The organism is Myxococcus sp. MxC21-1 (assembly GCF_032612255.1).
Classification (GTDB): Bacteria; Myxococcota; Myxococcia; order Myxococcales; family Myxococcaceae; genus Myxococcus; species Myxococcus virescens.
This window is the reverse complement of the sequence record NZ_CP123278.1, coordinates 5,983,711-5,998,053: the sequence shown is the minus strand read 5'-3', so window position 1 is coordinate 5,998,053 and position 14,343 is coordinate 5,983,711. Positions and strand designations below refer to the sequence as shown.

General features: G+C 68.6%; 10 protein-coding genes, 1 tRNA gene and 2 pseudogenes. 4 read left to right on the top strand and 9 right to left on the bottom strand.

The window, feature by feature from the left end:
- Positions 1-667: 667 nt before the first annotated feature.
- The 4 genes from QEG98_RS42205 to QEG98_RS42195 all read right to left on the bottom strand — a co-directional run bounded on the left by QEG98_RS42205 (position 668) and on the right by QEG98_RS42195 (position 5,743).
- Positions 668-2,761, bottom strand: coding sequence for a discoidin domain-containing protein (locus tag QEG98_RS42205; protein WP_410477843.1), 2,094 nt, complete (start codon positions 2,759-2,761; stop codon positions 668-670).
- Between the two features lie 655 nt (positions 2,762-3,416).
- Positions 3,417-3,489, bottom strand: a tRNA-Gly gene (locus QEG98_RS26330).
- A 60-nt stretch (positions 3,490-3,549) separates the two neighbouring features.
- Positions 3,550-4,782 carry a hypothetical protein gene (locus QEG98_RS42200; protein WP_410477842.1) on the bottom strand — a complete coding sequence of 411 codons (1,233 nt, stop codon included), beginning with the start codon at positions 4,780-4,782 and terminating at the stop codon, positions 3,550-3,552.
- Between the two features lie 85 nt (positions 4,783-4,867).
- Positions 4,868-5,743, bottom strand: coding sequence for a hypothetical protein (locus QEG98_RS42195; RefSeq protein ID WP_410477841.1), 876 nt, complete (start codon positions 5,741-5,743; stop codon positions 4,868-4,870).
- A 154-nt stretch (positions 5,744-5,897) separates the two neighbouring features.
- On the opposite strand from QEG98_RS42195, the gene QEG98_RS26320 reads away from it, so the two are divergent.
- Positions 5,898-6,737 carry a discoidin domain-containing protein gene (locus tag QEG98_RS26320; protein WP_228565006.1) on the top strand — a complete coding sequence of 280 codons (840 nt, stop codon included), beginning with the start codon at positions 5,898-5,900 and terminating at the stop codon, positions 6,735-6,737.
- A gap of 54 nt (positions 6,738-6,791) precedes the next feature.
- Here QEG98_RS26320 and QEG98_RS26315 read toward each other — a convergent pair whose 3' ends face one another.
- The 4 genes from QEG98_RS26315 to prfA form a co-directional block, all read right to left on the bottom strand.
- Positions 6,792-7,181 carry a zf-TFIIB domain-containing protein gene (locus tag QEG98_RS26315; protein ID WP_011554891.1) on the bottom strand — a complete coding sequence of 130 codons (390 nt, stop codon included), beginning with the start codon at positions 7,179-7,181 and terminating at the stop codon, positions 6,792-6,794.
- A 145-nt stretch (positions 7,182-7,326) separates the two neighbouring features.
- Positions 7,327-8,589, bottom strand: coding sequence for a UDP-N-acetylglucosamine 1-carboxyvinyltransferase (gene murA, locus QEG98_RS26310; RefSeq protein WP_090493148.1), 1,263 nt, complete (start codon positions 8,587-8,589; stop codon positions 7,327-7,329).
- A gap of 14 nt (positions 8,590-8,603) precedes the next feature.
- A complete protein-coding gene (gene prmC, locus QEG98_RS26305) occupies positions 8,604-9,485 on the bottom strand; it encodes a peptide chain release factor N(5)-glutamine methyltransferase (RefSeq protein WP_090493146.1) in 882 nt (293 codons plus the stop codon).
- Entirely contained in the window at positions 9,482-10,570 is a 1,089-nt protein-coding gene (gene prfA / locus QEG98_RS26300) for a peptide chain release factor 1 (RefSeq protein WP_090493144.1), read from the bottom strand. The genes prmC and prfA overlap by 4 nt, the downstream gene beginning before the upstream one ends.
- A gap of 155 nt (positions 10,571-10,725) precedes the next feature.
- Between prfA and QEG98_RS26295 the strand changes: the two genes are divergently transcribed.
- On the top strand, positions 10,726-10,848 hold the full coding sequence (locus QEG98_RS26295; protein WP_013941470.1) for a hypothetical protein: 123 nt from the start codon (positions 10,726-10,728) through the stop codon (positions 10,846-10,848).
- 8 nt (positions 10,849-10,856) lie between these two features.
- Here QEG98_RS26295 and QEG98_RS26290 read toward each other — a convergent pair.
- Positions 10,857-12,072 (bottom strand): annotated as a pseudogene (locus QEG98_RS26290) (CapA family protein).
- 62 nt (positions 12,073-12,134) lie between these two features.
- On the opposite strand from QEG98_RS26290, the gene QEG98_RS26285 reads away from it, so the two are divergent.
- The gene (locus QEG98_RS26285) at positions 12,135-12,950 is read left to right on the top strand and encodes a tetratricopeptide repeat protein (RefSeq protein ID WP_090493140.1); all 816 of its coding nucleotides are present in this window, start codon (positions 12,135-12,137) and stop codon (positions 12,948-12,950) included.
- Positions 12,951-12,953: 3 nt separating this feature from the next.
- A pseudogene (locus QEG98_RS26280) lies at positions 12,954-14,335 on the top strand (hemolysin family protein).
- Positions 14,336-14,343 lie beyond the last annotated feature (8 nt).

The window sequence follows — 14,343 nt, the reverse complement described above, 5'->3', positions numbered from 1 at the left end:
GATGGGCAAAGCCTGGCGAGGCCGCCATCAGCAGCGAGCCGAAAATCAGACCGCAAGCCATCCGCACATTTTGTTTCAGTGTGTTCATGGTACCCCCCGGAACCGGTCAGGCCGCATGAACCGCAAGCCTTTCCGATAATTGTTGCGGCTACGGAGGATGATGTGCTGTCGCTTCCATCACAACCGCCTTGGGGGCCGTGACCTCCACGCAGTGGAGAACACTTTTTCGGCGCACGCCTCGTCCCGCAGGGCATCTCCCGCAGCGTGCGGGAGGGCTCGCGAATCCATGCGGGCATTCCATGTGGAGACACCTCCAGCTCTGGCCTCCCCGCACCCACGGGACCCGAGACCGCTCATCCGGCGGCGGAGCCGGAGGGGGGCCCGCCATCAATCCATGGCGAGAGGGCGCGGACTCTGCTCGTCGCAGGCTCGGTCGGTGCTGGCCGGAAATCGGCTCATTGTTGGGCTGATATTGGATTGCTCGATTGCTGTGCCATGCACCGGAGATGGCCGCTCTTCGTGGCGAAGTTCGCAGTGATGGGGGATTGCTGGCGGTCCCCGTGGAGTGCTCGGACGCCGGTAATGGCGCCCATCGAATGCCCTGAAAACGCCACGCCCCGGCACTCCAAGGAAGGAGCACCGGGGCGGGCGTCACGTGGTCAGCGGCTCACTGCTCCGGCGAGATTTCGCGCACGGACAGCCACTTGAAGTCCACGTCGTTGGCGCTGTCCCAGCGGAACACCGCGATGGGGCCGCCCCAGGTAATCGGCATTGCGTTCACCGCGCCGCCGCAGTGGCTGGCGTCACCACCCCAGCTGCCCGAGTCCACCATGTCGTAGACCTTCTTCCAGGTCTTCTTGTCGGCGTTCTCGTTGAGGTACATCTCCAGGCGCACGGCCTCCTTGCCGTTGACCTTGGTGTTGCGCATCACCGACTTGAAGCCCACCCAGCGGCCGCGCAGCGCCGAGGTACCGGACTTGTACGCCGCCTGGTTGTAGGAGACGTGCCACGTCTCCTTCTGCCAGCGGACCCGGCCGTCATAGTGCAGCGAACCCTTGTAGCTGCTGCCCTCGCACCCCGAGTGGTTGTCGTTGTGCTTGCCGCCTCGCGCGTACCACGCGAAGTTGTCCGACACGTCGGACACCGAGTTGACCTTCACGAAGCCAGTCATCTCGATGTTCCGCCAGTCGTTCGCCGCCTGCATGTAGCCCCGGCTGGCCAGCACGTCGCGGTCGTAGGTCGGAATCTTGGACGCGCTGTAGCCCGTGGAGGTGAACACGGACATGCGCACCTTGCTGTTCTTCATCTTCCAGGAGCCGTCCGAGTTGCGGCTGATGGTGTTCTGCGGGTCGAAGCGCTTGTCGGACGTAGCGTTGTCCGCCAGGAACCACTGCTCGCCGCCCGACTTGGTCGGATAGATCATCGTCACGCCGAACTTGTCCTGGCCCTGCTCGCCAGGCGGGTCGGTGGGCGGGGTCGAGCCGGTACCGGGCTGCATTTCCGCAATGCTGGCCCAGGTGTTCATCGAGCTGCCGTTCACGGTGATACGCACGTAGCGCGTGCTCACCGGGGAGAACGAGTAACGTTCCAGCGCGGAGGTGGTGCCGGACGACCTGCCGGAGTGCACCTGCGCGAAGTTCGTGCCGTCCGTCGAGGTGGAGATGACGAAGTTGTTGACGCGCTCGTTGCCACGGTGCCAGCCGATGTCCACGGCGCCCAGCTGCGCCACGGTGCCCAGGTCGCCGGTAATCCATTGCCCCACGCCGTCGCTGGACCAGCGCGTGGCGGGGTCGCCGTCAATGGCGTTGGCGGGGACGTTGCCGTCATCTCCGCTGGCGGCGACGGAGGTGAAGCGCTCGGGAGGGACGTCGGGCGGGTCGGTGGGCGGGGTCGAGCCGGTGCCAGGCTGCATTTCCGCGATGCTGGCCCAGGTGTTCATCGAGCTGCCGTTCACGGTGATGCGCACGTAGCGTGTGTTCACCGCGGAGAACGAGTAGCGCTCCAACTCGGCGGTGGTGCCGGATGACCTGCCGGAGTGCACCTGCGTGAAGTTCGTGCCGTCCGTCGAGGTGGAGATGACGAAGTTGTTGATGCGCTCGTTGCCACGGTGCCAGCCGATGTCCACGGCGCTCAACTGCGCCACGGTGCCCAGGTCGCCGGTAATCCATTGTCCCACGCCGTCGCTGGACCAGCGCGTGGCGGGGTCGCCGTCGATGGCGTTGGCGGGGACGTTGCCGTCATCTCCGCTGGCGGCGACGGAGGTGAAGCGCTCGGGGAGGACGCCGGGCGGGTCGGTGGGCGGGGTCGAGCCGTCGGTGACGGCCGCCAGCTCCGCGATGCTGGCCCAGGTGTTCATCGAGCTGCCGTTCACGGTGATGCGCACGTAGCGTGCGTTCACCGCGGAGAACGAGTAACGCTCCGGCGCAGCGGTGGTGCCGGACGAGCTGCCGGAGTGCACCTGCGTGAAGTTCGTGCCGTCCGTCGAGGTGGAGATGACGAAGCGATTGACGCGCTCGTCGCCACGGTGCCACGAGATGTCCACGGCGCTGAGCGATTTCACGGCGCCCAGGTCGCCGGTGAGCCATTCGCCCACGCCGTCGCTGGACCAGCGCGTGGTGGGGTCTCCGTCGATGGCGTTGGCGGGGACGTTGCCGTCATCCCCACTGGCCGTGACGGAAATGAATCCCTCGGCGGCTAGCGTGGGCGTCGCGAGCGCAAGGGCAGTCAGCGCGAGCACACGGGCAGGCTCGCGCAGGTGCATCCATCCCCCCCGGGATGAGGTCCTGTGGTGTGGATTCAAGTTGATACCTCAGGTGAGACCATCAGGAGCCACGACTCACCGGGCGGACGATGCCGGACCGGCGCGCCGCGATCCCCCAGCGGCGCGTTGGCTTCCAGACCGCAGGCCCGCGCCCCGTCAGCGACCCACGCCCCGCGCTGGGCGCCTCGCTTCCGTCAGGACCGGCGGTGTTTACGACTCGGTAGCGGTGTTGCGGGCGCGAATACCCTTTCACTTGAAATGGTATTCCCATGGCCATTTCTCAAATGGATATCGAACTCGCCCTGCAGACAGGCGTGCGGCAATCCCTCTCAGTTCCGCTGAAAATTCTCACCCTTGCTGCGGATGCGCCCTCCCGCAGTGGCTGTGTTTCAATACAAAGCAGGAAAGGAGGCGAGGGTGGCGCTCCAGGCAGCGGCGAGGAAGGCGCCGATGAAAGCGGGGAGGCCGCGAGTGGTCGGGGCAGGACTGGTGAGGCGGCGCGCGATGCTGGAGCACCAGCGAGGCCGTTCCGCACGTCCAGCAGGCCAGCGCTTCGCGCCGTTTACGGCATCCTTGCTGCAAGACGCCCCGAGGCCCGAAAAGACGAAGGCCGGCGGTCCTGAGTTTCCTCAAGGACCACCGGCCTTTATCTGTGAGCGGCGGAAGGGATTCGAACCCTCGACCCCGAGCTTGGGAAGCTCGTGCTCTACCAACTGAGCTACCACCGCAGGCGAAGCAGGGCGCAAAGTACGGGCCGCCCCGTGGCTTGTCAACGGGAAGTGAGGCCGCTACTCCGACTCCTCGACGGTGAGCTGGTAGGAATCCTGGAAGTTGGACTCGCGGTTGCGCGCGTCCCGGACCTCGAAGAGGTAGACGCCCGGCTCGGCGCTGTAGCGGATGCTCTCCGGCTGGTCACCCTTGGCCCGGTCAGCCGTCTGCACGAGCGACAGCTTCCCGTCCGGCTGCACGCGGTGCAGGTACAGCCCCACATCGACCTTCAGGATGCCCAGCAGCGTGGCCCGGATGGGCGTGCGCACCGGCCGGTCCGACAGGTCCAACCGGAAGAAGTCCGTGTCCTTCACTGGATACACCGTGCCCCGCACCGGCTGCCCCAGCATCAGGTCCTGCGCCCGGTCCGCGGTGTTGTTGGGCTCGCGCTCCTCGCCGCCGTTGTCCGGCACCGTGGTGACGGTGATGCGGTAGGGCTGCTCGGCGTTCTCGAAGTCCTTCACCCACTTGCCGTCCACCTTGCGCGACGCGCCCTCCACTCGGAAGTAGCAGGCGCCGTTGCAGGCGACGTTGTTGAGGCGCTCGGGCTCCTTGATGGCGCCGTCGTTGGCGCGCAGCAGCACCGTCTCCTTTCCGGATTCCCCCTCCGGGGGCTCCACCATGGAGAGCACCAGGTCCAGCCGCTCGACGCCGGTCAACTCCACCTTCGCCAGCACCGGCTCGGACGTCTTCAGGACGAAGTGGTCCACGTCGCCCTTGGGCGCCAGGAAGCCCTGGCGGTAGCCGCCGGCCGTCACCGGGGTGGCCTTGTGGAGCTCGTCGTTCGGCTCCAGCTCCGCGCTGGCGCCGGCCTCCTCCTGCGACACGGTGAGCGTGTACGGCATGGTGGCGTTGAACGGCCTGCGGGCCTCCTTGCCAGTGCCCACCCAGCTCGTCTTCACCACCACGTAGACGACCCGGTCCGTGGCGCGCACGCCGATGTTGCGCAGCGACAGTGTCTCGCCCTCCTTGCCGCGCAGGGTGAAGAGCGGCGCCTCCGCCGCGGACAGCACGGACAGCTCCGGTCGCACACCGTCCACGCCGGTCAGCTCGATTTTCAGCGCCACCGAGGGCGGTTCGGGAGGCACCGCCGTGCCTGCGTCCAGCGCGCGGGCAATGGCCTCGCCCACCGCCTGGCTGCCCACGGGCGGCGGCTCGCTGCCCGCGAAGGTGCCCTCCACGGCAGGGGAGGGCGGCGCCTCGTCACGCGCGAAGTCATCCACTCCACCCTGGCCAAGCGACGCGCCCCGCATGCCCTCCTGGGCCGTGAGGCCGGGCGTTCCATCTGCTTCGGTGCCCCGGGGGCCGCGCCTTCCTCGGTCTCGAAACCGTTGCCGGTCAGGTCCTGCCTCGCGCCAGGGTTGCCCTGTCCGTGCTGAGCGCCAGCGCCGGCCGAGCCCTGTTGACCGGCAAGGCCGCCGCCCATCGCGTCGTCCTGCCCCAGGGGGCGCCTGTGCCTCCAGCTCCGGGCAGCGTGCCGCCCATCCCCTGCGGCGCGGTGCCATCTCCCGGGGACGGCGTGCCCTGCGACGGCGAATCGCCGAAAGGTGCGGTCGCGGGGTCCTCCGCCGAGCCACCCGGGCCCGCGCCTTCCGGAGCCGAGGGCTGCGTCGGGTCCGGCAGCTCGATGCGGTACCAGTCCTCGTCGCCGGCATGGCCCAGGAAGGCCGTCACCGTCTGGCCCAAGGTCAGGCTCACCGCGTCCACGGCGCGGTCGTTGGGCTCGCGCTCCTCGCCGTCCTCGGGCGCGCGCATGCGGACCTCGAGCGTGTACGCGCCGCCCACACCCTTGCGGGTGGGCACCACGCGGATGAAGCGCTCGTTCTCCACGTAGAGGTTGGGGAACCGCTCCGGCTTGCCCTCACCCTCGCTGTTGATGCCCACCAGGCGGTTGCGGTCGCGGTCATACACCTCCAGGGTGATGTCCCCGCCGGGCAGGCCGGACACGGTGACGTCCGCGATGCGCGGCGCGCCGGGCGCCAGCCGGTACCAGTCCTCGTCCGCCTTGTTCGGCTGCGCGGTGAGCTCCGCGCTCACCGTGCTGTTGCGGGTGATGTCCAGGGCCTGGTCGGGCCGGTCGTTGGGCTCCTTCTCCGTGAGAGCGGCCGGTCCCGTCTCCACCGGACCCGCGTCCGGAGCTTCCGGCGCCTTGTCTTCCTTGCAGCCGGCCAGCATCAGCCCCAGCACACAGGCCCACCCCCAGCGTCTCATCACGGTCTCCTCCAGCACAGGCCGCCATCCTTCCCGTCAGGGACGGAGTGTCAAGCACCCCAACATCCGCGCGGGCGCTTTCATCCGCATCCACCCGGCCGCTCCGTGCGTGCTCGGACTGGAGCCGCGCTCGCGAGGCGATCAAAGATGCGGGGACATGCGACGCCTGCTCCTCGCCTCCCTCCTGTCCGCCACGGCGGCCTCCGCCGCACCCAATGTCCCGCCAGGCTACGTCCAGGCCTCCGACTGGCTCGACCGCACCAGTCAGCCGGAGCGCTACGGGCCCCTCAACGTGCTCGACGGCCGCGACTCCACCGCGTGGTGTGTCAGCGGAGACGCGCCCGCGTCCTTCACCTTCGGTTTCAAGGACATCGTCACCGTGGACGAGGTCCGCGTGTACACGGGCGATGGTTCTGACCGGGCCGCGTTCAAGGCCCGCGCGCGGGCGCGGAAGCTCACCCTGACTGGCATCAAGGAAGCACGCAGCGTCAGCGTGGAGGACAAGCGCGGGCTCCAGGTGGTGCCCCTCAAGCCCGGACTTCGGGGCGCCCGCTTCACGTTGGAGGTGTCGGAGCGCTTCCCGGGTGCCAAGGACGACGCGCCCGTGTGCGTCACCGACATCGTCTTCTACTCCGGCGGGAAGGCCCTCAATGGCACCTGGCTGGCGCCCAAGCTGCGCTACAACGGCCGGCTGGCGCCGCTGCTCGGCACCTGGTTCGGTGGCCTGAAGGGCGCACCGCACCGCTTCCTGTCCTTCTACCTGGACGGAACCTACAGCCTCACCGAGGAGCCCCTGGAGGGCGAGGTGTCCACGACAGTCAGCGGCGCCTACACGCTGTCCGGAGAGAAGCTGTCCCTGGACGTTCCCCCGCACGGGCGGGTGACGGTGCGCTTCCCGCGAGGGGATTCCGAGGGGACACGCTCGCCAGATGCGTCACTGGCGTTCGACGGGCCCGTCGCCGAGGCCTGGGGCGAGGAGTTCCGCAGCCAGCGGTGAGCAGACGGGGTGGCTGCCGCCCGCCCGGTTTCCCGGGGGGGCGACGCACTCCGCCTACAGAGCGGCCATCTTCCGCTTCGCGCCGAAGTGGCGGAAGAACGCGATGATTTCCTCGACCGCGACCTTCACGTCGGTGGCGTCCTGGAACTCAGATTCCAGGAAGATGCCGCCGCAGGACTCGCAGGTGTCGTAATGCAGTGGATGCTGGCGGTCGCCACCGTCCACGCGGACGAGGTCGACCTGGCACTCGGGGCACTGACCGGTCAGTGCCTCCGCATCCACCTTGCCGCCCTGGCTCTCCAGCCCGGGGAGGTTGTTGTGGAGCAGGACCCGGTTGAGGTCCGCGACGTCAATCCAAAGGCCGCCGCAATCTCCACACTTTCGCAACGTCTGATCATCCCCCTCGAGATCGGACATCTCGACGTTGCAGCTGGGGCAATCCATGGGGCGGTTCCATTCTCCTGTTGGGGGGGAGTGGTGTTCTCCCCAGTCGATGGGAGAATGATAGGTCGCGCGAAATTTCGGATGCAACCCGCCTTGTGCCTTCTGTTGGCAACGCGCCGTCCCGTCGCCCCCCAGCCCCTCAGCCCTACGCCTTCTCGCGGCGGATGTCCGCCCCCAGGGCGCTCAACTTGCGCTCCAGGCGCTCATATCCCCGGTCCAGGTGGTAGACGCGGCTGACGTCGGTGCGGCCCTCCGCTCGCAGCCCGGCCAGGATGAGTGACGCACTCGCCCTCAGGTCCGTTGCCATGACGGGCGCGCCGCTCAGGCCCTTCACGCCCTTCACCACCGCGGTGGGCCCCTGGATGGTGATGTCCGCGCCCAGCCGGTGCAGCTCCGGCACGTGCATGAATCGGTTCTCGAAGATGTTCTCGCTGATGACGGACGTCCCCTGACTGACAGACATGAGGGCCATCAACTGGGCCTGCATGTCCGTGGGGAACCCCGGATGCTCCGTGGTGGTGATGTTCACCGCGTCCAGCCGCTGGGGCGCCTTGCAGCGCAGGCCGCTGCCCTCGGTGGTAATCGTGCACCCGGCCTCGCGCAGCTTCTCCACCAGCGCGTCCATGTGCTCGGGCACCACGCGCTTCACCAGCACGTCGCCGCCGGAGATGGCCGCCGCCACCAGCAGGGTGCCGGCCTCGATGCGGTCGGGGAGGATGGCGTGCTCCACCGGCTTCAGTCCGTCCACGCCCTCGATGATGATGCTGGACGTGCCCGCGCCTTCGATGCGCGCCCCCATCTTGTTGAGCACCTTGGCCAGCTCTTCGACCTCGGGCTCGCGGGCGCAGTTCTCCATGAGGGTGCGGCCCTTGGCCAGCACCGCCGCCATCATCACGTTCTCCGTGCCGGTGACGGTGATGACGTCGAAGTTGACGGTGCCGCCCTTGAGCTGCTTCGCCGTGGCCTCCACGTAGCCTTCCGTGAGGTGGATGTCCGCGCCCAGCGCCTTCAGCCCCTTGAGGTGCTGGTCGATGGGCCGCGCGCCAATGGCGCACCCACCCGGCATGGACACCCTCGCCCGGCCGAAGCGGGCGACCAGCGGCCCCAGCACCAGCACGCTGGCGCGCATCGTCTTCACCAAGTCGTACGGCGCCTCCGGGGTGATGTGGCCGTTGACGCCCACCCGGCAGACGTCCGTCGTCTCCTTGTCGCGCTCCGCGTCGCAGCCCATGGTGCGCAGCACCTTGAGCATGGTGGCGACATCCGCCAGGTCCGGCACGTTGCGGTAGGTGGAGGTGCCGTCGGCCAGCAGCGCCGAGGCGAGGATGGGCAGCGCCGCGTTCTTCGCGCCCGAGGCCAGCACTTCGCCGTGCAGCGCCTGGCCGCCCTTGATGACGATCTTGTCCATGGTTCCCTGCGTCTTCAGCCCTGTGGCTCGCTGGCCACGGGCTGTGTCCCAAATGCCATCCGTTCCCGCCGCTCCAGGTCCTTCTCCACCCGCGCGTCCGCGTAACCCGCGGCACGCAGGAGCTCCAGGACGGCGGGGCCCTGGTCCTCGCCAATCTCCAATGCAAGGAGGCCGCCAGGCTCCAACCACTGGCGCGCACCCGTCACCACTCGGCGCACCGCCACCAGCCCGTCCGGCCCGCCGTCGAGCGCCAGCTTCGGCTCGCGTCGCACCTCGGCGGACAGGCCGGGAATCTCCCCGGAGGCGATGTACGGCGGGTTGGAGACCACCACCTGGAAGCGCTCGCCCGCGGGCACCGGGGTGAAGAGGTCGCCCTGCAGCACCGTCACCCGGTCCGCCACGCCCAGCGCCTGGGCGTTCTCCCGCGCCAGCGCGCAGGCGTCCGGAGACAGGTCGGTGGCGATGACGGTGGCCTGTGGCCGCTCGGCCGCGAGGCTGATGGCGATGCAGCCGGAGCCGGTGCACACGTCCAGCGCGCGGCCGGGCGCGTCCTTGGGAAGCATGCGCAGCGCCGCCTCCACCAACAGCTCCGTCTCCGGGCGCGGAATCAGCACCCGGGCGTCCACCTTGAAGGGGCGGTTGTAGAACTCACGCACCCCCGTCAGGTACTGCGTGGGCTCGCCCGCCATGCGCCGCTCGATGAGGGCACGGTAGGCGCCCAGCTCGTCCTTGGAGAGCGGGCGGTCCAGGTCCACGTACAGCCGGACGCGGCTGAGCTCGAGCACGTGCGACAGAAGGATTTCCGCGGTGAGCCGCGGCGCATCCACCTGTCGCTTCTCGAAGTGCTGCGTCGTCCAGGTAAGGACCCTGCGGATGGTCCAGGGCTCGCTGCTCATGCGGAGGGCTTCGGGCCGCCGGCCGTCTGCGCCTTGAGCGCTTCGGCCTGGTAGTAGGTCCGGCAGGCGGTGATGACTTCTTCCACGTCACCGGCCATGACGCCCGGCAGGTTGTGCACCGTGAGGCCGATGCGGTGGTCCGTCAGCCGGTCCTGCGGGAAGTTGTACGTGCGAATCTTCTCGCTGCGGTCGCCGGTGCCCACCTGGGCGCGGCGCGCGGAGTCGCGCTCGTTGCGGATGCGCTCCTGCTCGATGTCGTAGAGCTTCGCCCGCAGCATGCGCATGGCCATGGTGCGGTTCTTCAGCTGGCTCTTCTCCTGCTGGCACTTCACCACGATGCCCGTCGGGTGGTGGATGAGGCGCACCGCGGAGTCCGTGGTGTTGACGCTCTGGCCGCCCGAGCCCGTGGAGCGCATCACCTGCATCTCGATGTCCGCCGGGTTCACCTGCACGTCCACGTCCTCCGCCTCCGGCATCACCGACACCGTGATGGTGGACGTGTGGATGCGGCCCTGCGTCTCCGTGGCCGGCACGCGCTGCACGCGGTGCACGCCGGACTCGTACTTCATGCTGCTGAACACGGCGTCACCGGACAGCGTCACCGTGGCGTCCTTCACGCCGCCGGCGTTGCCCGGGCTCATGTCCAGGATGTCCGCCTTCCAGCCCCGGCGGTCCGCGTAGCGGAGGTACATCTGCATGACCTCCTCGGCGAAGAGGGCGGCCTCGTCACCGCCCGCGCCCGCGCGGATTTCCAGGATGACGTTCTTCTCGTCATTCGGGTCCTTGGGCAGGAGGAGAATCTTGAGGCTGGCCTCCATCTCGTCGCGCTGTTCCTTCAGTCCGGGCAGGGATTCGCGCGCGAAGGCCTTTTCGTCGGCGTCGCTGCTGCCGAGCCAGGCTTCGACCTCGCTGAGGTCGGCGAGCACCTTGCGGTAGGCCCGGAAGGCCTCGACCAGCTTCTCCAGGCCCGCGCGCTCCTTGGACACCTTCTGCAGCCTCGCCGAGTCGGCGAGCACGTCGGGGTTCGACAGGTCGGCGGTCAGGCGTTCGAACCGGCGTTCGACGTCTTCGAGTTTGTCAATCATCGTCGTTCCGGGGGGTATTGCCCCTTTGCACGGCCTCTGGCAAGGGCGGGCGGAGTCAAGAAATTCCTTGGACGCTTGGGCGGGAGCATGAAAAAAGGGCCGCCCTCACCGCGCTCAGCGGTCGGTTTCACATCACCTACACGGAGTCCTTCCACATGCCCGCCCAGAAGGGAAATCGTTCCAAGAAGAAGGTCGCCAACCGCGCCAAGGGCCGGAAGGCCCAGCTGAAGCGCCGCCGCAGCCGCGCCAAGAAGGGCCAGTCCAACAACAAGGTCTAGTGCGTTGGCTACTCCCTCCCTCGGACTTCGGGGGAGGGAGGCGGACGGGCCCACGGCTCCAACTCGGGCAGCATCCGCTCCACGCCTTCTGAAGACTCCGCCAGGAGCCGCAGCACCGCCTCCGCCGCCTCGCCTGTGACGGGCACCGGCTGGAAGGGCAGCTCCGGGAAGCGGTCGGTCCTCAAGGGCAGAATCTCGCTGGACAGGTAGCCGCCGTCGGGCCCGAAGTGGCCCTTCCACAAGGCGCCGCGCTTGTCGCGAGGGTTCCAGTTCCCCCCGAAGACGAAGTTCCCCAGCGAGTAGACGACCGGTCTGCCCTGGTACAGCTCCATGGCCTGGAGGACGTGCGGGTGGGCGCCCAGCACACCCGCGGCGCCCGCGTCGATGGCGGCGTGGGCCAGCCGGACCTGGTAGGGCTCCGGGGTGTAGGTGCCTTCGCGTCCCCAGTGGAAGTAGGGCAGGACGATGTCCGCCTGGGCCCGGGCCGCGGCGATGTCCTCCCGGAGCATCTGCTCCATGATGGCCTCGTCGGAGAAGTGGCCGGCGACCCCAGGGGTCGTCTCCGTGGCGTAGACCCCGGGCGGTTCGATGTTGCGCGTGCCCAGGAAGAAGTAGCCCAGCAGCGCCACCCGCTGACCGCCCACGGTGACGATGGCCGGGCGCCGGGCCTCCGCCGGTTCCGGCCCGCGCCGAAGTAGGGGATGCGCGCCGCGTCCAGGGTGTCCAGCGTGTCGAGCAGGCCCTGGGCGCCGAAGTCCATCAGGTGGTTGTTGGCCAGGCTCACCACGTCCACGCCGCCGGCGGTGAGAATGCCCACCAGCTCCGGCTTCGCGCGGAAGTTGAAGTTCTTGGGCAGCTTCTCGCCGCGCTCGGTGAAGGGGCACTCCAGGTTGACGACGAACAGGTCGGCGGCGTCCGTCAGGGGCTTCACCTCCTGGAACCCGTAGGCCAGCAGGGCGTCCCGGGGGCGGCCCTTGGCGGTCTCCGCGTCGTAGTGTGTCTGGTAGTTGTGGCCCAGCGTCACGTCGCCGCCCACGATGATGGACACGGAACGGGACTGGGGCTCGGCCTCTGGCGCCTCGGGGGAAGGGGCGGGCGCCGGCCCGCATCCCCGGGGGCGGGGGACTGTCCGGCGGGCTCCTCCGGCGGCAGCGGCTCCGGCGGGGGGATGGCGCGGGGGTGACAGGCGGACAACAGGAGCAGCAGCAGGGCGACGTGGCGCATGGGCGAGGGGAAACTCTACCTTGCACCTCTTGGAGCGCGGCGCGTAGATTGCCCGCGCGCTCATGGCCCGCGAAAAGGACAACATCGCTCTCTCCGACGAGCACAATACTCGTGGAATCGAGCTGGCGGACCGGGGTTGGCTCGACGAGGCCATCAAGGAGTTCAAGAAGGCCATTGACCTCGACCCGAGCTCCGCGCACGCCCACGACAACCTGGCGACCGTCTACGCGGAGAAGAAGCTCTTCCGCGAGGCCCTGTCGGAGTACCTCACCGCCCTGAAGCTGGAGCCGGAGAGCGCCACGGCGCACTACAACCTGGCCTGCTTCCTCTCCACCCACGCGGGGGAGATGGCGGTGGAGGAGTACAAGGAAGCCATCGAGTTGGATCCGGAGTATCCGGATGCCCACCTCAACCTGGGCCTCACCTACGCGGACCAGGGCCGCGTGGAGGAGGCGATGCGCGAGCTCCAGACGGCCATCGAGCTGGACCCCCAGGATGCCTTCCCCCGTCACGAGCTGGCCGCGCTGATGATGGACGAGGGCGACTACCGCTCCGCCATCACCCAGCTGAAGGAAGTGGTGCGCCTGGAGCCGGACAACTTCGAGGCGCAGCTGGATTTGGGCATCTGCTACGCGCAGAAGGGCTTCTACGCAGAGGCGGAGCGCGCCTATGAGCGGGCGCGGGCGCTCAATCCGGAAGACCTGCTGCTCAACTACAACCTGTCCGCCCTGTTCGCGCTGTGGGGGCGTCCCAAGGACGCCGTGCAGTACCTGCAGAAGTCGCTCACCGCGGACCGGCCGAAGGTCATGGGGTGGCTCTCCACCGACCCCATGTTCGACGCCCTCAAGGGTGACCCGGACTTCGAAGCCTTGTTCTGAGCCATGGGCAACGAATGGTTGTTCCTGGGGTTGGCGATCCTCCTCGTATTCGCCAACGGCTTCTTCGTGGCGACCGAGTTCGCCATCGTGAAGATTCGGGCCACGCGGCTCCAGGCCCTGGTGGACGAAGGTGCGCCGGGCGCGCCCACGGCCATGAAGATGGTGGAGAAGCTGGACGCGTACCTCTCCGCCACGCAGTTCGGCATCACCCTGGCCTCCCTGGGCCTGGGCTGGCTGGGTGAACCGGCCTTCGCGCGTTTGTTGGAGCCGGTGCTGGTGCAGCTGGTGCCGGAGGGCGCCGCCACCACGTTGGCCCACTCCGCGGCGGTGGTGATTGGCTTCAGCATCATCACCTTCCTGCACATCGTCCTCGGTGAGCTGGCGCCCAAGAGCCTGGCGATTCAGCGGCCCGAGGACACGACGCTCGCGGTGGCGCTGCCCATGCGGGTGTTCTACGTCCTGTTCTATCCGGCCATCGTCCTGCTCAACGGGCTGGCGGCGTGGGTGCTGCGCGTCTTCGGCCTCCAGGCGGTGGGGGAGGCGCACGAGGCGCACAGCGAGGATGAGCTGCTGGTCATCCTCCACAGCTCGGCGCAGGCGGGCGCGATCACGACGGCGCGCGCGGAGCTGCTGGAGCGCGCACTGGAGATGGCGCAGAAGACGGCGCGGCAGGTGATGGTTCCGCGCAACCAGGTGAAGTTCCTGGACGTGGAAGAGCCGCTGGAGAAGTGCATCGCGGATGCTCGCGCGTCAGGCCACACGTGGCTGCCGGTGTGCCGGGGCAATCTCGATGAGGTCGAAGGCGTGGTGAACGCCAAGGACCTCTTCTTCCTGCTGTCCCGGGGCGAGCTGCGCAGCCTGGCGCAGGTGCAGCGGCCGGTGCTGTTCATCCCGGAGGGCGCCACGCTGGAGCAACTGCTGGCGGAGTTCCGGCGCCGGCGCCGGCAGACGGCGCTGGTGGTGGACGAGCACGGCGGCACGTCCGGGCTGGTGACGATTGCCGACGTGGTGGCGGAGGTGGTGGGCGACGTCGCGGAGCTGGGCCGCCGCATGGACGAGGTCCGCGCGCTGCCGGGCGGCCGCTTCGAGCTGCCGGGCACCGCGCAGCTCGATGACCTGGAGGAGCGGCTGGACGTCAGCTTCGACCTGGACGAGGACGAAGAGGGCGAAGTGACGACCATCGCCGGCTACCTCATGACGCGGCTGGGCCGTGTTCCCGTGAAGGGGACACGCTGCGGCTCGACATGTGGCGCATCGTCGTGGACGCGGTGGAAGGGCCACGCGTCGTGCGTGTCACCGTGGAGCCGCAGTCGCGGACGGCGCCCGCGCGCAACGTGTCGGACGGCTCCGGTGAGCCGCCCCCGAGCGGCTCGAACGAGTCCTGAGCCCGGAG